We start from the raw sequence: 23,662 nt of genomic DNA, 5'->3' as shown, positions 1-23,662 counted from the left end.
TTGCTAAAAAAACGCTCTATAAGTAAAGTTAGGTGCTCTGATCGTGCATAGTGGGTTCTATGATGAGTGTTATAACAATTGCATTAAGTAAGTGAACATTTACAAATGCTCTCAACCTCAATAGCTAGCCATTGCTCAGTCAAGTGCCTTGTTCTTTAAAACTTATTATCTTGCCTCTTTTAAAATGGAGACTGTAACCTTAATTAATTCAATTGATGTCGTTAGTGTTTTACAGGCACAAAAAAGGCTCATCGTGATGAGCCTTTATGAATTATGAAATTTTACAGGATGTTATACGTTAAAACGGAAATGTATTACGTCGCCATCTTTTACACGGTATTCTTTACCTTCTAAGCGCCACTTGCCAGCTTCTTTAGCGCCTGACTCACCGTTAAATTCGATAAAGTCGTCATAACTAATTATTTCGGCACGAATGAAACCTTTCTCAAAGTCAGTATGAATAACACCTGCAGCTTGAGGTGCGGTAGCATTTTGTTTCACTGTCCATGCGCGTACTTCTTTAACGCCGGCAGTAAAATAAGTTTGCAAGTGTAGTAGGGAATAACCAGCATTGATAACACGATTTAGACCAGGCTCTTCTAAGCCCATTTCAGCCATAAATTCAATACGGTCTTCATCATCCATTTCAGACAATTCACTTTCAATTTCAGCACAAACAGCAACAACGATAGCACCTTCTGCATCAGCTATTTTTTGTACTTCATCAAGGTAAGGGTTGTTTTCAAAACCATCATCATTGACATTAGCAATATACATCGTTGGTTTTAGTGTTAAAAAGTTCAAGTAATCAACGGCTGCTTTTTCTTCTTTAGATAATTCTAAAGAACGTACCATGTGGCCTTCTTCAACGTGTTTTAATATTTTTTCTAATACCGGCATTTCAAATTTAGCGTCTTTATCTCCGCCTTTAGCCTTTTTTGCTAAACGAAAAATAGCACGTTCCGCTGTGTCCATATCAGATAAAGCTAATTCAGTATTGATCACATCAATATCATCAAGAGGACTGACCTTATTAGCAACATGAATAATATTGTCATTATCAAAACAACGTACAACATGGCCAATGGCATCGGTTTCACGAATGTTAGCTAAAAATTTATTGCCTAAACCTTCACCTTTTGAGGCGCCAGCAACAAGGCCTGCGATATCCACAAATTCCATAGTCGTTGGTAATACACGTTCAGGATTAACTATTTTAGTTAATTTGTCTAAGCGAGGATCCGGTACAGGTACTACGCCAGTATTTGGCTCAATAGTACAAAAAGGGAAATTTGCCGCATCAATACCTGCTTTGGTAAGTGCATTGAATAGTGTTGATTTACCGACGTTAGGCAAGCCAACGATACCACATTTAAAACCCATGATTATTTCCTACTGATTATTTACTAACGTGTCTTTATTCAGCTTTAAAAGAGTGTAAGCTATTTTGCGCTTTCTTTAAGTCGTCTTTTAGCCAAATATCTAAACATCGACTGGCTTCGTCGATTGCCTGTTCAATTTTTTCTTGTTCTGCACTCGGCGCTTTACCCAGTACATGACCCGTTACTTTATCGCGATGACCCGGGTGGTCAATTCCAATACGTAACCGGTAAAAATCTTTATTGTTAGCCATGCGATCTATAATGTCGCGCAAGCCATTGTGTCCGCCATGCCCACCGCCTTTTTTAATCTTACAAACACCAGGTAACATGTCTAATTCATCATGGGCAACTAAAATTTCATCGACCGATATTTTATAAAAATTAGCTAGAGGTGCAACTGCTTGACCGCTACGGTTCATAAATGTAGTGGGGATTAATAAGTGAACAAGGTTTCCCGCAATTAACCCTTTGCCGTAAAGGCCAGAGTATTTTTTTTCGGGACGAAGGGAAATGTTATGGCTACGTGCTAGTTCTTCTACGAACCAAACACCTGCATTGTGGCGTGTTTTGCTATATTCGGGGCCAGGATTTCCCAGCCCCGCAATTAGTTTAATAGTCATTATCTATAATATTATAAATGAATGTGGCTATTATTCAGCAGCTGGAGCTTCTTCTGCTGGAGCAGCAGCTTCATCGTCAGTGCTTACTTTTGCAGCTTTAGGTGCATTAGCAGAAACAACAGCTAGATCGTGATCTTCGCCTTTAGCCAATTCATCAGAAGTAACGCCTGCAGGGAATGTAACGTCTGATAAATGGATAGTTTGACCAAGTTCTAAGCCAGCTAAGTCAATTGAGATGAACTCAGGTAAGTCTTTTGGTAAACAAGTGATAGCGATTTCATTCATGTGGTGAGAAATGTTCGCGCCAGTTTTAGCCGCTTCATCTTCGTTTAAGAAGTGAATAGGAGCGTTTGCATGAACAGCGTGCTTTGCATCAATGCGTAAGAAATCTAAGTGCATTACAACTTGCTTGAACGGATGACGTTGCATGTCTTTAATTAGACATTCAACTGGCTTGCCAGCGATGTTCAATGTTAATACTTGCGAGTAGAACGCTTCTTCTTGTTGAGCACGGAAAACGTTTTTGTGCTCTAAAGTTAAAGAAATAGGTTCTTCATTTTCACCGTAAAGGATAGCAGGAACTTTGTTCGCGTGACGTAGGCGGCGGCTCGCACCTTTCCCTAAATCAGTACGTACTTCAGCTTCTAATGTTAATAAATCAGTCATTTTAATACTCTTCTGTTATATAAGTTAAAAAACTTAAAAATTTTATCTTGTTTTTTGCGACCAAAAACAAGGAGACACCATTTTGAATCTACATTCAATATCCCAGCTATAAATAACTAGGCTATTAGATAAAAAAGGCGCGGCATAATAACATTTAGGGTGAAGTAAAGCTATTAAATAAACAGAATAATTGAGGGGCGTACAGGGGGAAGAAAAGGGCAATAAAAAAGCAGCCTAGGTGGAGGCTGCTTTTTTGCAATAGTAGTCATTAATCGCTAGGCGATAATTGCCAGTGATTAGTCAAACATTGCAGAAATAGATTCTTCATTGCTTACACGACGAATCGCTTCACTAAGCATTCCACTTAATGTCAATTGACGAACCATTTTAAGTGCTTTAATTTCATCAGAAAGAGGTATTGAGTCAGTAACAACAACTTCATCAATAACAGATTCTCTAAGGTTTTGTGCTGCATTACCTGATAGTACAGGATGAGTAGCATAAGCAATAACACGTTTTGCGCCATGTTCTTTCAATGCTTCTGCTGCTTTAGCTAAAGTGCCACCAGTATCGATCATATCATCTACGATAATACAGTCACGGCCTTCAACTTCACCAATAATATGCATAACTTGTGCAACGTTTGCTTTAGGGCGACGTTTATCGATAATAGCTAAATCAGCATCATCAAGTAATTTAGCTACTGCACGAGCACGAACTACACCACCGATATCAGGAGAAACAACAACAGGGTTGTCTAACTCACGATTTTGCATATCATCTAATAAGATAGGAGTACCAAACGCATTATCAACAGGCACATCAAAGAAACCTTGAATTTGCTCTGCGTGTAAGTCAACGGTTAATACACGGTCAACACCAACACTTGATAAGAAGTCAGCAACTACTTTCGCAGTAATAGGTACACGAGCACTACGTACGCGTCTGTCTTGGCGAGCATAACCAAAATAAGGGATTACAGCAGTGATACGGCCAGCAGAGGCACGACGCAAAGCGTCTATCATTACAATTAATTCCATTAAGTTATTGTTGGTTGGAGCACAGGTTGATTGAATAATAAAAACATCAGCACCACGGACGTTTTCGTTTATTTCAACACTAATTTCACCATCACTAAAACTACCGACTTTAGCATCACCTAGAGGCATATATAGGCGATTAGCAATTTTTTTGGCCAGTTCAGGGGTGGCATTACCCGCAAAAATCTTCATGTCAGGCACTTTCGATTCCTCAGAAATATTTGACATTAATAGTAGGCTCTCTGATTGATAAGCAATCATTGAACAGTATAGGCCGGCTTAACTGTAGCAGCTTTTTTTAAACACAATAATTGCGCTTAAAAGTAGCCGTGTTGGTTAAGTTAGCAAATCTTTATAAAACTTTACTCGCTCAATGATAGCTTTGCTATTACAGAGCAGAGTGGGGACTTATTCAGTCCTTGCGCAACAAAAGAGCTTATTCCTTTAGGGAGTTTTGCTTGTAATGAATGCGCCTCTTGATAACTAGAAAATTGCGTAAAAACACACGCACCAGTTCCTGTCATTCTTGAGGGTGCGTATTCTACCAACCAAGCCAGTAACTTGGCAACCTCGGGATACTTTTTAATTACTAATGTTTGACAGTCATTATGAAAGCTTTCATTGACGAAGTCGCTAGTGTTAAGGGCTGAGAGGGCAAGTTTCTTAGTATTTCTAGGTAGATCTGCAGCAGTAAAAACTTCCTTTGTAGAGATGCTACATTCAGGTTTAGTAATCAAATACCAAGACTCTTGTGGTTTGATAGCGGTAAGATCATCACCTACGCCTTGGGCAAAGGCGGAAAAGCCATGAATAAATATAGGGACATCGGCACCAAGACTCAAACCTAACGATGATAATTCACTTAAAGAAAACTCGCATTGCCATAACAAATTGAGTGCAACTAAAACGGTCGCTGCATTTGATGAACCACCACCCAAACCTCCACCCATTGGTAGGATTTTATTGATACTGATCTTAACGCCTAAATCTGTATTACTTTTATCTTTGAGTAATCGTGCTGCTTTTATAATTAAGTTATCGTCATTATTAACACCATCAATAGGCGTTAATAATTCTATATCAGGCGTTTCGGTAGCCGTTAAGGTAAGGGTGTCGCTATGATTGATAAATTGAAAAAGTGTTTCTAAATTGTGATAACCATCTTCACGTTGTCCGACAATGTGTAAAAATAAGTTAATCTTTGCCGGAGAGGGGAATTCAATCGCTTTATTAAGAAAAAAGTTCGAGTTAGAAGCGCAAGTCATGTAAATATTCTACTTATTTTGAGTGATATGATTTGGCAATAGCCAATTATTTGTTGGTAATAGACCAGTCATTGACAACAATTTTAATTAATAAATCATCTTTTTTAATCGAAAACTTAGTCGCTAAGCTATAGCCATCAATTTGCTGATAGTTAGCGTAACTGACTTGCCATAATTCATTATTATAATAGCTTGATAACGTTAGTGGTAGCTGCGTTGCTTTTTGATAATGAATACTATCATCTTCTTGGTAGGCAATACCTTTTAGCCAAAACGTCAGTGCTTGAGTTGGTAGAGTTAAGCCGGTAATGGAATGAATAAGTGCCTCTAAATCACGGCCTTGATAGGTTTTTCCATCTACTTGTATTTTATGGCTGTTAGCATTCGAATCAAGTTGTAGAACATTTATCCCTAAATAGGTGGTTAAATTGAGTTGTTGGGTGTTTTCATTTTCATCAACTTGCCATGATAATGTTGCGCTACTGCGTGACTTTTTATCAATAAAAGCTATTTTGCCCTTTATTTTCCACTGTTGTAATTGCTGTAGCTTGTTAATTCTTTGTTGGGATGTTTGTTTAATCAATACCTGGGTTTCTTTATTAGGCAAAGTACTACAACCAGATAGTACAAGCGTACATAAGGCAAGGGTGAGTAAATAGGGTGAATAAAGGTTAGCTTTATAAAGTAGGGACATTAATGATAAGTGCTTAAAACGATGATAATTGTTATTGAAACATAGCTTTTTAGCCTTTGTAAATAGCAGTATTAATTTTAGGGTCTTTTATCACAGATCATATTTTAATAGCAGGTCTTAGGGTATACTTACGTTACTAGATAAAACAAGTTCTATAAAACTTGTCGGATATGTTTACAAAATAGGTTTATTACTGTGTCTATCGTTGCTGTTGGAATTAATCATAAAACTGCGCCTGTTGCGGTGAGAGAGAAAATATCTTTTAATCCAGATAAGCTTTCTATTGCCCTTCAAGAAATGCTCAATGCAGTACAGTGTCGTGAAGTTGCTATTCTTTCTACCTGTAATCGAACAGAATTATACCTAGTACAAGACGGTGACTTTGATGTTACTCAACAACGCCTAATTAAATGGCTAGAAAGTTACCATAACGTACCTGCCTCAACTATTTTACCTAGCCTATATTGGCATAAAGACCAACAAGCCGTTAATCATATGATGCGCGTTGCTTGTGGTTTAGACTCTCTCGTTTTAGGTGAACCGCAAATCTTGGGTCAAATGAAGCAAGCTTATAGCCAAGCAAAAGCTGCTGGCTCTATGTCATTGATCATGGACCGGTTGTTTCAACGTACTTTTGGTGTGGCAAAACAAGTTCGCACCGAAACTGAAATTGGCGCTAGTGCAGTATCGGTGGCCTTTGCTTCAGTAAATTTAGCTAAACATATTTTTGGCGGCCTTGAAAAAACAAAAGTATTGCTCGTTGGTGCGGGTGAAACTATTGAGTTAGTAGCAAAACATTTATATGAAAATAATGTTGGTAAAATCACCGTCGCTAATCGAACACTAGCACGTGCTGAAAACATGGCAACGAAAATTGGCGCTGATGTTATAACCTTAGCGCAAATACCTGAACATATGTGTAATGCTGATATTGTTATCAGCTCTACCGGCTCTACTTTACCTATTATTGGTAAAGGCATGGTTGAACAAGCTTTAGCGTCACGTAAGCACCAACCTATTTTTATGGTTGATCTTGCAGTACCACGCGATATAGAAGAACAAGTTTCAGAACTTGAAGATGTTTTCCTATATACCGTTGATGATTTACAAGGCATTATTGCTAAGAACATGGAAAACCGCCGTAAAGCTGCCGTTCAAGCTGAAAGCATTGTTAATACCCAGTCTGATGATTTTATGGCGTGGTTACGCGGTTTAAATACGCAAGACACTGTTATTAGTTATCGTAAGCAATGTATAGATAACCGTGATGTTTTACTCGAAAAAGCATTCATTCAATTAAAAAATGGTAAAAATTCAGAGGCTGTCCTAGCAGAACTTGCCACTAAGCTAACCAATAAATTCATGCATGCACCTACCAGTGCTCTCCAGTCTGCTGCCCAAGGTGGTGAACTTGATAAACTTATCTATTTACGTGACATCTTTAATATAGATTCTCAATAGTAGACTTCGTATTACTTCATACCCATGTTACCTCAATATGCAGGATTCAGCTGGAATTTAGTGAGTACTCATAAGGGAAATTATCTCATTTTTTTGGTATATACCCAAGTTACTTCAAAATGCAGGATTCAGCTGGAATTAGAAACGTCTTTAGGCAAGGCATTTATTGAAGAGAATGGTTGTTCCCTTCTCAAAATCAATAACGCAGGATAAAACGTTTCTAAACCAGCCCTGTAGGGATGACTGAGCAAAACATGTTCATCGTTACATCTGTTTTTAAGGGAATAACCCTTAATAAAAAGATGCGCCTTGATCATGATCCGCTCAGGCATCCTGAAACTCGCATTTTGAAGTGGCTTGGGTATAGCATAGCTATGCTAAAAATTTGATCGTGATTAAATCCGTTTTAAATTGAACAAATTATAATCCTGAAAGATTGATATCCCCCAACTCTGTTCCTGCGCCACCATGACATTTTGCAGCGGACATGGTGGATTGCGTTATTACTGTGGTAGAATAGCAGTAATTTAGTCCTCCTTATCTAAAATATAAGAATATTCCCAATGAAATCATCAGTTTATCAAAAGCTTGAAGTGCTAGTAGAGCGCTTTGAAGAAGTACAGGCATTATTATCCGATCCTGCAACCATTAGCGATCAAGAAAAGTTTCGTGCTTTATCTAAAGAGTTTAAGCAGCTTGATGCAGTGACTTCAGTTTTTAATAATTATAAAAGCGCTGAAGATGATTTTGCCACCGCAGAGTTGATGCTGAAAGATGAAGATCCTGATATGCGAGAAATGGCACAGGAAGAATTCAAAGACGCGAAAAAAGCGGTTGCTGATATTGCAGATGAATTACAAATTTTATTACTTCCACGCGATCCTAACGATGATAACAACTGTTTTGTTGAAATTCGTGCCGGAGCTGGTGGTGATGAAGCCGCTATTTTTGCAGGTGATTTATTTAGAATGTACAGCCGTTATGCAGAAAAGAAAGGCTGGAAAATTGAAGTCATGAACTCCAATGAAAGTGAGCAGGGCGGTTATAAAGAACTGATCATGAAAATCAATGGAGAAGGTGTTTTCGGTCATATGAAATTTGAGTCAGGTGGTCACCGTGTACAACGTGTACCAGCGACTGAATCTCAAGGCAGAGTGCATACTTCGGCTTGTACCGTGGTTGTTATGCCTGAAACTCCAGAGGCAGATGCGATTGAAATTAATAAAGCTGACTTAAAAGTTGATACTTTCCGTGCCTCAGGCGCAGGTGGTCAGCACGTTAACAAAACAGACTCGGCTATTCGTATTACCCATATTCCTACGGGTGTGGTGGTTGAGTGTCAAGAACAACGCTCACAGCATAAAAACAGAGCTCAAGCGATGTCAGTACTTCAAGCACGCCTTCAACAGGCTGAAGATGAAAAACGTCGTAGTGAAGAAGAATCATCACGTCGTAATCTCGTTGCCAGTGGTGACCGCTCTGAACGTATTCGTACCTACAATTTTCCGCAAGGTCGCATGAGTGATCACCGTATTAACCTGACGCTATATCGTTTAAACGAAATTATGGAAGGCAGTTTACAATTAGTGATGGAGCCGATAATGCAGGAAAACCAAGCCGATTTGTTAGCTGAATTAGCCGAACAACATTAATCGTAATTTTGTCAGTCATACCAATGGAAAATACCACCATAGCCCACTGGGTAGCACATGGTAAGGAACAATTAGCTTCCTGTTCTGATAGTGCTAAGCTCGATGCGCAGATCCTCTTGTGTTTTGTGCTTGATAAGGAGCGTAGTTACTTACTTACCTGGCCTGAGAAAGAAGTAACTAAGCAATCTGAACAGCAGTATCTCGCCTTATTACAAAGGCGGATAATGGGCGAGCCCATAGCTTATATTGTCGGAGTGCAAGAGTTTTGGTCTCTGCCATTTCGGGTTTCGCCAGCTACGCTTATCCCACGTCCGGACACTGAAATTTTAGTTGAACTTGTACTTGAACATTTTGGTGAATTAGATACCTTACATTGCTTAGATCTTGGCACTGGCACTGGTGCTATCGCACTAGCGCTTGCATCAGAACAACCAAACTGGCAAATTGACGCTATTGATTTTAGTCTTGATGCAGTAAACCTAGCCAAGCAAAACGCGCAAGACCTACACTTATCGCACGTGAATATATTTCAAAGTGATTGGTTTAGTGCGGTTAATGAGGGGAAGTTTGATGTGATTGTTTCTAACCCTCCTTATATCGATGCATTAGATGAGCATCTAAGCCAAGGTGATGTGCGGTTTGAACCTGATTCTGCTTTGGTTGCCGATGATAAAGGGCTTAGCGATATTAAGCACATAGCACAACAAGCACTTAATTTTCTCAATACTCACGGTTCTCTATTTTTTGAACATGGTTTTGAGCAAGGTAAAGCGGTTAGAAATATCTTAACGAACTTAGGTTATGAGAATGCACAAACTGTTAGAGACTTTAATGGTCATGAGCGTATCACTTGGGCAAAATTGCAAGTCGGTTAATACTTATTGTTTAACTTAATTGTTGATTTTTACGATAGGGTTACACTTTAAAACGTTTTGATAACCTAAAATCGATACACTATGCAAAAATAATTGAATGAGCAATGGGACGAATTAATAGAACCATTTGCTAAAATAAAAGGAATAACTTTGAAACATTTACATATAACCCTTGCAGTACTGAGCATTAGCTTATTCACCTACCGTTTTATTTTAACGTTAATGGCATCAAAAAATCTTGACCGTAAATGGTTAAAGATAAGTCCCCATGTTATCGATACTTTTTTACTTATTGCCGGTATTTCATTAGCAGTAAAATTACATTTAAATCCAATGGAACAAATGTGGTTAGCTGAAAAAATACTAGCTTTGTTTGCTTATATATTTACTGGCTATTATACCTTGAAATTAGCGCGTAATAGGCCGATGCAAATTCTTGGTTTTTTAGGTGCTATGGGCTGGGTAATGTTGATAGTGCGCTTAGCAATAACTCGCGAAGCGATGTTTTTTAGCTAAAATTTACAGTTAAAGTCTGAACTAAAATGCAAAATCAAGTTTATTGGTTAAGCATCAAACGGAGTCATTAAAATAATTAGTTATGAATGAATTGTTTTTATCAGAATTAAAGTCTGTCGATAAAGATCTACTACAAAAACTTGTACTAATTGAAGAGCATGTTTTTGCCGATAGTGCTAAAGAACCTGTGCAAACAGAAGCATCTTTAGATAGCTTAGAATTAATTATCAGCCAGTGTATTGCTATCATAAGCGAAATTGAATCGCCATTAGAAAAAGCTGAAGCTTTACTTAATGAATTATACTTTCAACACTTATTTATAGATCGTTATCAGACCCGCTGGCCTATTTCTGCTTATAGTGTCGCAAAAGGTTTGAATCAACGTGCAATGTCACCTGTTGTTAAGGCGGCTTTAGTTAAAGAAATAATAACCGCTTGTGGCTTTGAAACAGACTTAGTATTTATTCCAAATAAAATTATGGTACGCCTGTGTTGTGATGAGCAATACGCTATTATTTTTGATGCAATAACAGGTGAATCACTCGATTGGACTGAGCTTGATGTGCGCTTAGATGAGTTAGATGGCGATCCTGGAGAGCAAGAATTAAAAGCAATTGATGACAGTGTTGCTTTGGTCGAACACTTATCAGCACTGAAAAACGTTTTGATCCATGAACAGGCATTTGATAAGGCATTAACGTGTGTTGATGTTATCTTGTCATTAAATCCTGACGATCCATTGCAACGTAGAGACCGTGGTTTCTTGCTGCACCAGCTTGATTGTTTTAAGGTGGCGGTAGATGATTACCGTTATTTCGTAGAACAATGCCCTAAAGATCCCGCAGCGAAAATATTAAAAATTCAACTTGAAAAAATTGATGTAGGTAATAACGTACTTCACTAGAATTTTTACTTTATCAAGAATAAAAATAAGAACAAAAAACAAAAACAAAAACAAAAATATAAATAAAGATAAAAGGCAAAATGATGCAAGAAAATATTGTGGCGAATGCGCCACTCATTACAAATGATGCGGTAGTCTTAGGGCTTTTGGCGCTTATCTTAGGTTTGGTTTTTTATACCTCTACGAGTAAAAATTCCGCCTGTCAAAAATTTTATAAATATGTACCAGCGTTATTAATGTGCTATTTACTACCTTCTTTTTTAAATACCTTTGGCATAGTGAGTGCTGAAGTTAGCCAAGTTGATGAAGTAGCGAAGTATTTTCTTCTACCCGCTTGTTTAGTACTGTTAACACTGAGCATTGATATTAAAGCCATTGCAGGGCTTGGTAGCAAAGCAATTATTATGTTTTTAACAGGCACTGTGGGTGTCGTCATTGGTGGGCCAATTGCTTTGTTAATTGTTTCTGCTATTTGGCCAGAGCTTATCGGAGTTACAGGTCCTGAAGCTGTTTGGCGTGGTATGGCAGCGCTTGCTGGTAGTTGGATTGGCGGTGGTGCTAATATGCTGGCGATGAAAGAAATATTTGAAGCGGATGGTAAGATATTTACTATTATGGTCACGGTAGATATTGTTGTAGCTAACCTCTGGATGGCCGTATTACTTTATATTGCTGCAAACCATAAAGCTATTGATGCTAAAAGTGGTGCAGACACCTCGGGAATCGATAAATTAATTGCTGATGTTGAAGCTTTTGACAAAGAGCATAGACGCACGCCTGAATTAAAAGACTTCATGCTGATTATTGCCATCGCTTTTGGTGCGGCTGGTGTTGCTCATTTTGCTGCAGATTTGTTAGTACCATTTTTCCAACAAAACTTTCCTGAACTGAAAAAATTCAGTTTACACAGCAAGTTATTTTGGATTATTGTCTTAGTAACTTCTATTGGCTTGACTTTATCCTTTACCAAAGTCAGACGACTTGAATCGGTAGGCGCCTCTAAAGTGGGTAGCAGCTTCTTATATATTCTTGTTGCAACCATTGGTTTGCACATGGATATTACGCAAATAGCTGAAGCACCAAAATATGTAGTTATCGGCTTAATTTGGATGGCAATACACGTTATTCTACTCTTTGCTGTTGGTAAGTTTATCAAAGCACCAATCTTTTACTTAGCGGTAGGTAGTAAAGCGAATATAGGTGGCGCAGCTTCTGCACCAGTAATTGCCTCAGCATTTCATCCATCATTAGCACCCGTTGGTGTTTTACTTGCGGTACTAGGTTATGCCCTAGGTACTTACATGGCTTGGATATGTGGACAATTATTACGTATCATAGGTAGTTAAGCTCGTTAGTTAGTAAAACATCACCTTGTCGTTGTATGAAGATATTTAGGCGTCAAAAGTACTCATTGATACTTTTCTACTTGATAAGTGTCAACTTCGTACTTTTTCCTTTAAATTGATTTATACAGCTTAAAGCTGAAGCATTACATGAGGCTACTTTTAGCACATACCTGATAGTTGAATTACGGTACTTGTTTAAGAATACTTTTTTAGGAAGAAATGATGACAATTAAATCAGTTAAAGTTAAAGGCATTGAGGTTGCTAATGAGCAACCTTTCGTATTATTTGGTGGCATGAATGTGCTTGAGTCACGTGATCTAGCAATGAAAATTGCTGAACATTATGTTGAAGTGACTCAAAAACTAGGTATACCTTATGTATTTAAGGCTTCATTTGATAAGGCAAATCGTTCTTCAGTTAACTCCTACAGAGGCCCTGGCTTAGATGAAGGGTTGAAGATTTTTGAAGAAATAAAATCAACGTTTAATGTGCCGATTATCACTGATGTACATGAAGTTTATCAAGCGCAGCCGGTAAGTGAAGTTGTTGATGTGATTCAATTGCCCGCATTTTTGGCAAGGCAAACTGATCTTGTGGTAGCTATGGCTAAAACGGGCGCCGTGATTAACGTTAAAAAACCACAATTCCTTGCGGCACATGAAATGAAGCATATTATTACCAAATTTGGTGAAGCAGGAAATGAAAACATTATTTTGTGTGAGCGAGGCAGTTGCTTTGGTTATAACAATCTAGTTGTTGATATGTTGGCAATGGACGAAATGAAAAATTACGCACCTGTTATCTTTGATGCAACGCACGCTCTACAAAAGCCAGGCGGTCGAAGTGATAGCGCGGATGGTCGTCGTGCTCAAGCGGCGCAATTAGCCCGTAGTGGTATGGCAATAGGAATAGCGGGTTTATTCATTGAAGCACATCCTGATCCATCTGCAGCTAAGTGTGATGGTCCTTGTGCATTACCACTAGATAAATTAGCGCCTTACTTGGCTCAAATGAAGGCCATAGATGATTTAGTGAAAGGTTTTACACCATTAATAACTGATTAGCAATTTAGGCATGTAGCGAGCTCATATTCTTTACTTAAATTAACTAAGTAAAGACGTTCGTCATAATTTAAACAAATAAAAAAAGGTGTCCTAGGACACCTTTTTTATTGTCGATCTTTATAGTTAAGATCTTACTTCAGTAAATGTGCGAGCATTTTGAAATATGGTAACATGCTGGTTAAAATGAACCGACATGAAGCGTGATAACCACCGTGGTTAGTATTACTTTACACAGTGTAGTTCACTTTAATTATTCAGCAATTAAACTTGCGTTAGTTATCGTAATAGACTTGTTTTGATTAGCCGTTTGCTTTTGTTTAGCAAAGCCTGAGTCAGACGATTGTTGTGTAAATATAATTTTTGCTGGTGCTAAAGAAACCTTTAGGCTTTTATGTGCAGCAGTAGTAAGTTGAGTTCGGTTCACTGGCTCAGCTTTAACAAGTGCTGATTTTGGTACAGCAGCTGTAGCTGCAGCACTTAATAAAGTAGTGGCGAATAATGCGACAAGTAAATTAGTTTTTTTAATGCTTTTTTTCATGAGTTTGTCCTATGTATGACCTAATAATAAGTTTGTAATACCCTATAGATTTATTAGGACCTTTTCTCGGACTGGTTTTATTCTTCAAAAATAAAGCGTATGGTTGGGAGCACACGCTATACCTGAGTTTCATAAAACGTTGAGATGATGTCCTTCATCTACGGCGTGAATAATACGCAAGTTGGTAAAAAAATAAAAATGACTTTAATTAATGTTATTCATTAGAAAAACTAATGAATAATTGTTATGCTCTATTTATAGGTTTTTATGCAGTTTTTAACGACATAATTTAAATTTTATTGAACAATCCAGGGTGAATTTTGGCTAGCAGACTCCCACCATTAAACGCTTTGCGGGCATTTGACGCATCGGCAAGGCAGCTCAGCTTTACGCGAGCAGCAGAAGAGCTTTTTGTAACGCAGGCTGCAATAAGTCATCAAATTAAATCTCTAGAAGATCATTTAGGCATTAAATTGTTTATGCGAAAAAACCGTGCCTTACTACTGACAGAGGAAGGTCAATCGTATTATTTGGATATTAAAGATATTTTTACTTCTTTGCATGAAGCCACTGAGCGACTATTGGCGCGTGGTGCTAAAGGAGCAATAACGGTTAGCTCGCAAGCAAGTTTTGCTATTCAATGGTTAGTCCCTAGGTTAACGGCTTTTAATTCATTGCATCAGGATATTGATGTTAGGATCAAAGCGGTTGATCAACCGGAGAACTCACTAACTGAAGATGTCGATATCGCTATTTATTATGGTCGAGGTCGTTGGCCAAATATTCATGCAGATAAATTGCATACCGAATATCTAATTCCGGTTTGTTCTCCATTATTAGTGCAAGAGAATGCTGCTAATGGCAAACCACCTCTTTTAACATTAGAGGATTTGTCTGAGCATACCTTATTACATGATACTTCACGTAGAGATTGGAAACGCTGGTTTAAGCAAGTGGGTGTTAAGGGGGCTAACGTAAATCACGGACCTATTTTTAGTCACTCTGCTATGGTTTTACAAGCGGCGCTACACGGACAAGGCATTGCGTTGGCTTACAGTGTATTAGCTAAGCCTGATATTGACTCTGGACGCTTAGTTTGCCCTTTTAACGATGTTTTAGTGAGTAAGAACGCCTATTTCATCGTCTGTCGTGAAAATCAAAAAGATATTGGTAAAATTACTGCTTTTAGAGAGTGGATGTTGGATATGGTCGAAGCAGAGCAAGCACAAATTACTGATGGACAAATAAGTTAATGAATCACCAAGAAATAATTGCTAGCGAAGATGGTAACGAGATCAATATACTCTTGAACACTGTCAAAGATGCTAAAGCACTCGTTATATTTGCCCATGGTGCAGGTGCTAATATGTCGCATGAATTCATGAATGAAACATCCCGGTTACTTAATAACTTGGGCATTAATGTATTACGTTTTAATTTCCCTTTTATGGATAAAAGGGAAATTACCGGTAAAAAATATCCCCCTGATAGAATGCCTAAGTTGCTGCTTTGTTATGAAGCCGTGATTGAATACGTAGTTGAAAAACAATTAAACCATCAGTTACCCCTGTTTATTGGTGGTAAGTCTATGGGGTCACGCGTTGCGGCAAGCTTAGTGGCAGATTCTGATCTATTAAAAAGTAGTTTACTTAATCAAATATCAGGTGTTTTTTGTATAGGTTATCCGTTTCACCCAACTAAAAAACCAGAAAAACTACGCCTTGAACCTTTGGTTGATGCCAATAAACCAGTGTTAATTGTACAAGGTGACCGTGATACTTTAGGTAATAAAGCTGAGATTGTCAGTTATCAGCTAGCTGAGCACTGCCAATGTGTATTTCTAGAAGACGGTGACCACAGTTTAAAACCGAGGGTTAAATCAGGTTTTACTCATCAGGCACACATGCAACGTGCTGTTGAAGAAATTGTGACGTTTATTGAACAGTTAACTGTTAGCAGTTAACAACAAAGCCAAACATGAGAAAAAGATATGAATTCTACTAATATAAACCAGCAGCAGGATATAAAATTAAATAGTACGGCTATTTTACTTAAATGCTTGATGATTATTGTTGGTATCAGTGGCTGTTTTTCTGTACTATTCGGCGCTTGGCTAGCACACGGTGGTCAAACATTGCCTATAAAAGTGCAATCTAGTTTAGCAACAGCGCTACAATATCAATTTATTCATACTCTTGCGCTATTCGCTACATTGGTTTGGTTGAAAACAACTAAGCCTTCTAAGGTATTACTTGCTGCAAGTTTTGCCTTTGTCGTAGGTCTTTTATGCTTTTGCGGCACAATATATATTAAGTCTTTTTTTGAACTTGCCGTTATCGGGAAGTTAACACCTTTTGGTGGCATTTCTTTTGCGCTCGCTTGGCTATTGTTAGCGCTAGAAGGTAAAAATAATTTTTAACGACACTTTGTTGTCGTGTTAATACTCTTACGCTCAACCTTAAATAAAGGTGAATGTTAGATATAGAAGGTAAAAACAACATATGACCTCCATTGTATTATTTTGTCGACCAGGCTTTGAAAAAGAGTGTGGCGCAGAAATCCAAGAAAAAGCTGCTTGGAATGAAATGTATGGCTATTTAGAGCTGAAGAAAAACCAAGGATTAGTGTTTTTTCATTTACATGAAAGTGCACATGGCGAAGCATTAATGAATAAGTTGCCGCTTAAGCGACTTATTTTCGCTCGTCAGTGGTTTGTTACGGTAACTGATAAAATAGATCTTCCAGATTACAATCGTGTTGAAGCTATTACTGAAGTATTAGGTAATGACTGGCAATACAGTGATTTACGTATGGAAATGGCTGATGATAACGATGGTAAATCGTTAAGTAAGTTTTGTCGAAAATTGTCGGTACCTTTGCGTCAAGCGTTACGTAAAAATAAGGTGCTTACTCAGAAGGGTAACAATTCTGCCGATGATCCTGAAGGCGCAATTTTACATGCGTTATTTCTAAGCGGACAAGAAGTTATTTTAGGCTTCTCATTAGCACGTAATAGCTCTCCACATGTTATGGGCATCCCTAGATTAAAATTTCCTAGTGCATCACCAAGTCGCTCTACTTTAAAGCTTGATGAAGCCTTTTTACATTTTATTCCTCGAGATGAATGGGATGAACGATTAACATCAGGTATGAATGCCGTTGATTTAGGCTCAGCACCTGGCGGTTGGACTTATCAATTAGTACGCCGTGGCATGATGGTAACAGCAATAGACAACGGTCCTATGGCTGAATCCTTAATGGAAACGGGGCAAGTAAAGCATAAGATGATGGATGGCTTTAAATACATACCATTGAAGAAAAATGTTCATTGGTTAGTCTGTGATATGATTGAAAAGCCTCAGCGAGTGGCTAAGCTGATGAGTGAATGGTTATTACATGGCTACTGTAAAGAAGCTATATTTAACTTAAAACTGCCAATGAAAGGTCGTTTCCAACAAGTTACCAACGATTTACAGGCGATGAAAGATGCATTCGCTTTGCATAATTTGAGATATGAGCTTTATGCAAAACATCTTTATTATGACCGTGAAGAAGTTACTGTACACGCACGTTTACTTTCTCCAGCGCCATTAAGTACTAAAGAGTAGTTAATGAATATGTGATTTATCTATCACATTGATATAAATTGGATTCAAATAAAAAGGCCCTCAAGTTTTAATAAACTTGAGGGCCTTTTTTAAATCATTCTATTAATAAAGGGCTACTTAAAGTCTCTCAAGTACTGCTTCAGTAAAATCAGTAGTACCATGAGTTCCACCTAAATCACCAGTAGTTCTATCACCTGTTGCGATAACATCAGTAATAGCCGCTCTAATTTTTTCTGCTTTATCACCCATATCTAAATATTCAAGCATCTGAATTGCTGCAAGTATAACTGATGTTGGGTTTGCTAAGTTTTTACCTGCAATATCTGGTGCACTGCCGTGTACAGCTTCAAAAATGGCACAGTCTTCACCAATGTTAGCACCTGGCGCCATACCAAGTCCGCCAACTAAACCAGCACATAAGTCAGACAAAATATCACCGAACAAGTTCGTTGTTACGATGACATCAAACTGTTCTGGATTCATAACCAATTGCATACAGCAGTTATCTACAATCATTTCTGTAGATTCGATTTCTGGGTAACGTAGAGCAACTTCACGAGCAACTTTTAAAAATAAACCTGAAGTCGACTTTAGAATATTAGCTTTATGAACAGCTGTTATTTTTTTACGTCCTTCTTTGATGGCAGTCTCGTAAGCAAAGGTTAATATTTTTTCAGCGCCTTCACGAGTGACAATACTCATTGCCTGTGCTTCAGTACCGTCTTCAGAAGTAACTTGGCCAGCACCTGAATACATGCCTTGAGTATTTTCACGGACAGTTAGAATATCAATATTTTCATAACGTGCCTTTGTGCCCTTAAATGATAATACAGGACGAAGGTTTGCGTATAATTTAAATTGCTTACGTAAGGTGACGTTAATTGAAGTAAAACCTTCACCTACAGGAGTCGTTAATGGCCCCTTTAAAGTTATTTTATTTTTTTCGATAAGGTTGATAGTTTCTTCTGGTACTAATTCACCATGCTTTTCTAAGGCGGTTAAACCCGCATCTGCGAATTCGTAATCAAAACCACAGCCTGCTTTATCTAATATTTTAATCGTAGCATCTATAATGCTTGGACCGATACCGTCGCCAGGAATTACCGTGATGGTTTGTTTAGTCATTAAGTTCACCTTGTCATAATACTTCGGGGGTTATATGTCGTCTCTTAATTTGTAATAAGCGACAACATACATTTAATTAATTGCGTAATGCATAGCTGATATATTTAAAGGTCAGCTCAGTACTTTTATTAGGGCATTTTATATCATGGAAATGCTATGTAAGCGAGCTTGAAAGCTTTTACTGATACCGACAAAGACTTGCTGTTTTAACGGCCTAGTAACTTAACAAATGATAGTAGAGGGTTACGTAACTAGTGGCAATCTGACTTTAGTCTATAATTGGTCGATTTTTACTTACCTTTACACTTACATGGTTTTTAACTATTCCCCATTGCTCAGGGTAATTATTCCCTAGGCCAACTTCTTTAAGTGCTCCATTAACAAATAGTAGAAAGGTGCATTCATCTTGCGTAGTGATACCATCTGATTTTACGTGCTGAGTACGATAAAACATAACTTGGTAGTTTACTTCATCAATCATTCTCGCTTCAGTGATGTCAGGGCTTCCTAATTGAGTTAATGCTTGCTCAAAAGTAAAGTTGTCTAACGTGACTTTTGCAATGAATTGACGATTATACGCTTCCCTGTCTTTCCATTTCATCTGATCAGGGCTGTCATCATAAAAAGTCATAACAAGGGCAACAAAAATGCCATAAACCGCCAGGGCAAGTAAGATTCGACCGATTATTTTTTTATTCATAGTTATTTATCTTTCTTTCTATTATTAGCTTTTATCATCATTAGTTAGCGTTATATTACCATTAATTTAGGAGGCAGATGAAGAGGTTGTTAAGCGGATATCTTTTAAATTAAAGCCTAAAGGAATATCTTGTTTCAAGGTTAGTAGCTTTCTTGCCAAATCCATCTGTTCGAGGCTTTGTGCTAACTTCTCTGCAAGTGAGTCTTTTAAATCAGAGGCTTCAAGTATTGCTTTCAATGAACCATATTGGTTGAGTAACTTTGCCGCATTAACTTGACCAATGCCACTAACACCTTCAATTTTATTGGTATTGTCGCCAGTCAGCGTCCAAAAATCTATCAATTGAGAAGTCTTAACACTAAACTTACTTTGAACATGTTCTTCATCCAAATAACGACGATTAAAGTAGTCATAAATATGTATGTTAGGGCTAAGTAAAGGTAGGAAACCTTTATCAGTAGAAATAATAGTAACTTTTTGACCGTGAAGTGCCATCTTTACCGCTAAAGTAGCAATAAGGTCATCAGCTTCATCTTCATCGGATGTCAATGAATCAACACCTTGCTCCATAAAAGCATCTTGAATATCGATTAATTTGTTTGCAAGATGATCAGGCATTTTTTTTCTGCCTTTTTTATAGCCCTCAAATAACTGATACCGCCAGCAGGGCTCTTGACTATCAAATACTGCCAATGCGTGCGTCGGCTGATGTTGGTCGATAATTTTTATTAAAGCGTTTACACAGGTATTTTGCGTGTTAAATAGTACTTGTTTTAAGGTACTAGCAGATAGCTCATCGTCGTGATCCTGTTTTATTTGGATAAAAGGACGCTCTTGCACTGCGTACACACGACGGATTAAATTTAGAGCATCAATAAGTATTAAGTGAGCGGACAATATTAACCCTCAATAACTTTATAACAGGGAATATACTCACTACCAGGTAGCTTCATACGTTGTTGTTTTACAAACGAGGCAAGTAATTTATCCATAAGTGCCATGATCTTTTTATCTCCAGATATTTCAAAAGGACCAAACTCTCTAATTGCTTTGATGCCTCCTGATTTTACGTTACCTGCAACTATCCCTGAAAAGGCGCGACGTAAATTAGCGGCGAGTTCTGCCGTAGGGAGTTCATTACTAATGTTTAGATTTGCCATATTCTCATGCGTAGGCTCAAAAGGGTGTTGAAAGTCATCGGCAATCGTAAGTGACCAATTAAAATGAAAGGCATCACCTGTTGCTTTTCTATGTGCAAGTACTTTATCTAAACCTTGCTTCATTACTTGGGCTACTTTAACGGCATCATCAACTATTATTTGGTATAACGACTGTGCTTTTTTACCGAGAGTGGCACCAATAAAAAGATCTATTTCATTGAAATATTCAATAGAACTTGCAGGGCCCGTAAGAATAATAGGTAACTGTTGCTGCGAATTATTTTCATTAAGCATAATGCCCAAAATATAGAGCAACTCTTCGGCAGTTCCAGCTCCTCCAGGAAATATAATAATGCCATGCGACATGCGAACAAACGCTTCTAAGCGTTTTTCAATATCGGGCATGATTACCAATTCATTTACTATTGCGTTTGGTGGCTCTGCGGCAATAATGCTTGGTTCGGTTAAACCTATATAACGTCCTTCTTTGATACGTTGCTTAGCGTGGCCAATTGTTGCGCCTTTCATAGGACCCTTCATAGCGCCAGGACCACAACCGGTACATATATTAAATGCGCGTAAACCAAGTTGGTAACCGACATCTTTAGTATATTTATATTCGTTATGTTTGATTGAGTGACCACCCCAGCAAGTAACTAAGTTCGCTTCGGTTTCTGGCAATATTACATCGGCATTTCTTAAGATATCAAAAATTGCATCGGTAATACTTTCCGACGAGCAGGGCACTTTTTTGTAGCTACTATGGAGGAAAAGAATATCGCGTAATACTGCCGATAGGTGTTCTCTAATGCCTCGGATTATTTTGTCGTCAACAAAAGCGTGAGTCGGTGGGTTCTTTAAATCTATTTTGACGCCACGTTCTCGTCTTAATACCTGTATTTCGAATGAAAGGTATTTTTGATAAATCTCTTCGGCATCATCAGTATTTGAACCTGCGTTGAGTACAGCAAGGTAACAGTTTCGATAAAGTGTGTATAAGGTACTACTAACTGATTGTTGCAGTTGGTCAACTTCTGCTTGCGAAAGCAAATTCATATTTCCAACCGGATTAATTTGAGTATGCATAGCTCACTCCTTTTATGCTAATCACTTATGATAAAATACAGCTGTTCTTGGTGAGATGTTGAAGGCTGCGATTAAGCCGTGTCTTTATATCGCTACTTAACGTAAATAACTTGGTTCTTACCTTCTTTTTTCGCTTTATACATCGCTTGGTCTGCGCGTTCAAAAGCAATATGGATATTATCGTCAGGTTTTATATGCGTTGCGCCAATTGAAAGGGTAATGCTTACTTTATTCGCTTTAAACTTAAAAGGTAGGCGAGCTACGAAGTTATTCAAAGCATTGAGTTCTGCGAATAATGCTTCTTCTTGGATTTTAGAATAAATGAGCACAAACTCTTCGCCACCATAACGACCAACAAAAACTCCTTTACTCACATTTTTTACAATTGAATTGGCAATGACTTGCAGTGTTTTATCACCGGCCGTGTGACCATAAGTATCGTTTATCTTTTTAAAGTCATCAATATCAATAACGACTAAGGCAAGTGGAAACGATTTACGATGAAAACGGATCATGGCTTTTGCAAAAAAATCATCAAAAGCAGCTCTGTTAGCGAGTTTAGTAAGAGCATCTTGCATGCTTTTTCTTTGCTGTTCGGCAAGCTTTTCTTCAAACATCTCGCTCTGTTGTTCAAGTTGTTCAACTTTTGCCGACATGTCATTAAGCTTATCAGCTAATTGTTGATGATTCAGTTGTTCAAATTTTGATTTTTGTTCTAACGTATTAGCAATTATTTGTAGTTTTTCATTAATATCTTCTTTTACTTGACTCAATGTTAACGCTTTCTCTACGGCCCCAGTCATATCCAGTAGTTGGCTTTGCAACTTCAAGTTGATCATATCATTGGTTTTTTGAGAGGTTTTCTGCGTAACAATCGTCTCTTTGACTGCGCTTTGCACCGTTGTTAACGTTGCACTTAGGCTGGTTAAAAAATTCTTAGCACTTCTTTGTTCATCTTTAAAGTCGGCGACAATAACATCAAAAATATCAATGAAATTTTGAAGTATTTTATCGCTGGATTTATTAGCCAAAAGCTTTTTCTTAATGGCTAATAAATCATTAGTGTGTGCTTTAGATAATGACAAAGCACTGAGTGAAATTGAAATCTTTTCAAGGAATTGAGCATCGAGGACTACAGAGCCACTTATTATAGCGTTTTTACTCTCGGGTAATGTAACTGGAGGAGCCTGCAAAATACCTTGGTTAACCATACCACTCTTGGCTTTTAGAGAATGGTCATAAAATGTCAATAATTGACTTAATAGAGGAATGTACTGGATTAAAGAATCTTTACCGTCTTTAGTTTCTGTTAACAACGTACGCAGATCTCTACGTAAATCGCCTGGTAAGCCATTTATTTTTTGTAAGCTTTCACCTGCTTGATTAAACTGCTCATGCACATGAGCAATATTTTTTCTATTGGCTATGCTGTGTTGTTGCAACAATTTTGAAATAACTGAAATTTTTTCTTCAATTTCAGAGATTGGAGCTGACTTGGTAAATAGGGTTCTTAATTGCGCTAGGCGATTATCTAGTTCAAGATCAATACCTTTGGAAACCAGCGTTAGTTTACCAATAAACTGAATAAGCAGATTAGATTGCAGATTAAAATCATCTTCTAGTAAACTACGAGACTCGATTGCAGTATCAAGTTTTCTTTTTAGTGCAACTAGCTGCTTTTGGGCAACAGAACTGTCATTCATAAAACCAATAAATCCTAATGCAGAGGAATAGTTAGTGCGTAATATAGTCTAAACAAGATGATTAACGTTATCTTAGCTGTTATTTATCTTGATAAATACTTTAATACTAGACTATTACTTTGTTCTTATTATAAGACAGTTTATACCATAAAAATGTTATTTATCAGTATGTGAGTGAAAAAAAATCACTTTCATTGTTCCATATTAAATTTTAATAGTATTAAGCAATTTTTCATTGGTAAAATACTGCCATCTT

The 23,662-nt window shown here is 37.7% G+C and carries 23 protein-coding genes; 11 read left to right on the top strand and 12 right to left on the bottom strand.

All coding sequences use genetic code 11. The features are described 5' to 3' along the window. Positions 1-291 precede the first annotated feature (291 nt). The 6 genes from ychF to lolB form a co-directional block, all read right to left on the bottom strand. Entirely contained in the window at positions 292-1,383 is a 1,092-nt protein-coding gene (gene ychF / locus ESZ36_RS12245; RefSeq protein WP_146788245.1) for a redox-regulated ATPase YchF, read from the bottom strand. Positions 1,384-1,417: 34 nt separating this feature from the next. Next, on the bottom strand, positions 1,418-2,002 hold the full coding sequence (gene pth, locus ESZ36_RS12240) for an aminoacyl-tRNA hydrolase (protein WP_146788242.1): 585 nt from the start codon (positions 2,000-2,002) through the stop codon (positions 1,418-1,420). Positions 2,003-2,032: 30 nt separating this feature from the next. Beyond that, complete coding sequence (locus ESZ36_RS12235; protein WP_011044318.1) at positions 2,033-2,668, bottom strand: 50S ribosomal protein L25/general stress protein Ctc; 636 nt, start codon at positions 2,666-2,668, stop codon at positions 2,033-2,035. Between the two features lie 296 nt (positions 2,669-2,964). Then, on the bottom strand, positions 2,965-3,909 hold the full coding sequence (locus tag ESZ36_RS12230; RefSeq protein WP_011044317.1) for a ribose-phosphate pyrophosphokinase: 945 nt from the start codon (positions 3,907-3,909) through the stop codon (positions 2,965-2,967). A 161-nt stretch (positions 3,910-4,070) separates the two neighbouring features. Next, the gene (ispE, locus tag ESZ36_RS12225) at positions 4,071-4,973 is read right to left on the bottom strand and encodes a 4-(cytidine 5'-diphospho)-2-C-methyl-D-erythritol kinase (protein ID WP_146788239.1); all 903 of its coding nucleotides are present in this window, start codon (positions 4,971-4,973) and stop codon (positions 4,071-4,073) included. 46 nt (positions 4,974-5,019) lie between these two features. Next, positions 5,020-5,667: a lipoprotein insertase outer membrane protein LolB gene (gene lolB / locus ESZ36_RS12220; protein WP_146788236.1), complete on the bottom strand. Its 648-nt coding sequence runs from the start codon at positions 5,665-5,667 to the stop codon at positions 5,020-5,022. Positions 5,668-5,862: 195 nt separating this feature from the next. Here lolB and hemA point away from each other — a divergent pair, with 195 nt between their 5' ends. From hemA to kdsA, 7 genes are all read left to right on the top strand, one after another. Next, positions 5,863-7,128, top strand: a complete 1,266-nt coding sequence (gene hemA, locus ESZ36_RS12215; protein ID WP_146788233.1) for a glutamyl-tRNA reductase — start codon at positions 5,863-5,865, stop codon at positions 7,126-7,128. Positions 7,129-7,691: 563 nt separating this feature from the next. Beyond that, positions 7,692-8,780, top strand: a complete 1,089-nt coding sequence (prfA, locus tag ESZ36_RS12205) for a peptide chain release factor 1 (protein WP_146788227.1) — start codon at positions 7,692-7,694, stop codon at positions 8,778-8,780. A gap of 23 nt (positions 8,781-8,803) precedes the next feature. After that, positions 8,804-9,655, top strand: a complete 852-nt coding sequence (gene prmC / locus ESZ36_RS12200) for a peptide chain release factor N(5)-glutamine methyltransferase (RefSeq protein ID WP_146788224.1) — start codon at positions 8,804-8,806, stop codon at positions 9,653-9,655. Positions 9,656-9,805: 150 nt separating this feature from the next. Further along, positions 9,806-10,171, top strand: a complete 366-nt coding sequence (locus tag ESZ36_RS12195) for a SirB2 family protein (RefSeq protein ID WP_011044310.1) — start codon at positions 9,806-9,808, stop codon at positions 10,169-10,171. An 82-nt stretch (positions 10,172-10,253) separates the two neighbouring features. Beyond that, the gene (locus ESZ36_RS12190; RefSeq protein ID WP_146788221.1) at positions 10,254-11,075 is read left to right on the top strand and encodes a SirB1 family protein; all 822 of its coding nucleotides are present in this window, start codon (positions 10,254-10,256) and stop codon (positions 11,073-11,075) included. A gap of 83 nt (positions 11,076-11,158) precedes the next feature. Continuing rightward, the gene (locus ESZ36_RS12185) at positions 11,159-12,421 is read left to right on the top strand and encodes a DUF819 family protein (protein ID WP_170235841.1); all 1,263 of its coding nucleotides are present in this window, start codon (positions 11,159-11,161) and stop codon (positions 12,419-12,421) included. 222 nt (positions 12,422-12,643) lie between these two features. Further along, positions 12,644-13,486, top strand: coding sequence for a 3-deoxy-8-phosphooctulonate synthase (kdsA, locus tag ESZ36_RS12180; RefSeq protein WP_146788447.1), 843 nt, complete (start codon positions 12,644-12,646; stop codon positions 13,484-13,486). 250 nt (positions 13,487-13,736) lie between these two features. Here the strand turns inward: kdsA and ESZ36_RS12175 are convergent, their stop codons facing one another. After that, positions 13,737-14,024 carry a hypothetical protein gene (locus tag ESZ36_RS12175; protein WP_146788218.1) on the bottom strand — a complete coding sequence of 96 codons (288 nt, stop codon included), beginning with the start codon at positions 14,022-14,024 and terminating at the stop codon, positions 13,737-13,739. 320 nt (positions 14,025-14,344) lie between these two features. Between ESZ36_RS12175 and ESZ36_RS12170 the strand changes: the two genes are divergently transcribed. The 4 genes from ESZ36_RS12170 to rlmM all read left to right on the top strand — a co-directional run bounded on the left by ESZ36_RS12170 (position 14,345) and on the right by rlmM (position 17,632). Beyond that, the gene (locus ESZ36_RS12170; protein WP_146788215.1) at positions 14,345-15,277 is read left to right on the top strand and encodes a transcriptional regulator GcvA; all 933 of its coding nucleotides are present in this window, start codon (positions 14,345-14,347) and stop codon (positions 15,275-15,277) included. Further along, a complete protein-coding gene (locus ESZ36_RS12165; RefSeq protein ID WP_146788212.1) occupies positions 15,277-15,987 on the top strand; it encodes an alpha/beta family hydrolase in 711 nt (236 codons plus the stop codon). The genes ESZ36_RS12170 and ESZ36_RS12165 overlap by 1 nt, the downstream gene beginning before the upstream one ends. Before the next feature lie 27 nt (positions 15,988-16,014). Further along, a complete protein-coding gene (locus tag ESZ36_RS12160) occupies positions 16,015-16,443 on the top strand; it encodes a DUF423 domain-containing protein (protein WP_146788209.1) in 429 nt (142 codons plus the stop codon). Positions 16,444-16,525: 82 nt separating this feature from the next. Next, complete coding sequence (gene rlmM / locus ESZ36_RS12155; protein WP_146788206.1) at positions 16,526-17,632, top strand: 23S rRNA (cytidine(2498)-2'-O)-methyltransferase RlmM; 1,107 nt, start codon at positions 16,526-16,528, stop codon at positions 17,630-17,632. A gap of 117 nt (positions 17,633-17,749) precedes the next feature. Here the strand turns inward: rlmM and ESZ36_RS12150 are convergent, their stop codons facing one another. The 5 genes from ESZ36_RS12150 to ESZ36_RS12130 form a co-directional block, all read right to left on the bottom strand. Continuing rightward, positions 17,750-18,757 (bottom strand): isocitrate dehydrogenase, encoded by a 1,008-nt coding sequence (locus tag ESZ36_RS12150; protein ID WP_146788203.1) that lies wholly within the window; start codon positions 18,755-18,757, stop codon positions 17,750-17,752. Positions 18,758-19,025: 268 nt separating this feature from the next. Continuing rightward, positions 19,026-19,457 (bottom strand): DUF3192 domain-containing protein, encoded by a 432-nt coding sequence (locus ESZ36_RS12145; RefSeq protein ID WP_146788200.1) that lies wholly within the window; start codon positions 19,455-19,457, stop codon positions 19,026-19,028. A 66-nt stretch (positions 19,458-19,523) separates the two neighbouring features. Beyond that, positions 19,524-20,354, bottom strand: a complete 831-nt coding sequence (gene xni, locus ESZ36_RS12140) for a flap endonuclease Xni (protein WP_146788197.1) — start codon at positions 20,352-20,354, stop codon at positions 19,524-19,526. A gap of 2 nt (positions 20,355-20,356) precedes the next feature. Beyond that, positions 20,357-21,703, bottom strand: coding sequence for a nucleotide 5'-monophosphate nucleosidase PpnN (ppnN, locus tag ESZ36_RS12135; protein WP_146788194.1), 1,347 nt, complete (start codon positions 21,701-21,703; stop codon positions 20,357-20,359). 92 nt (positions 21,704-21,795) lie between these two features. After that, on the bottom strand, positions 21,796-23,406 hold the full coding sequence (locus ESZ36_RS12130) for a GGDEF domain-containing protein (RefSeq protein WP_146788191.1): 1,611 nt from the start codon (positions 23,404-23,406) through the stop codon (positions 21,796-21,798). Positions 23,407-23,662: the final 256 nt, after the last annotated feature.

Origin of the sequence: Colwellia demingiae, assembly GCF_007954275.1 — a bacterium.
GTDB lineage: Bacteria > Pseudomonadota > Gammaproteobacteria > Enterobacterales > Alteromonadaceae > Colwellia > Colwellia demingiae.
The sequence above is the reverse complement of the archived record's forward strand: the minus strand, read 5'-3'. Positions and strand labels throughout refer to the sequence as shown.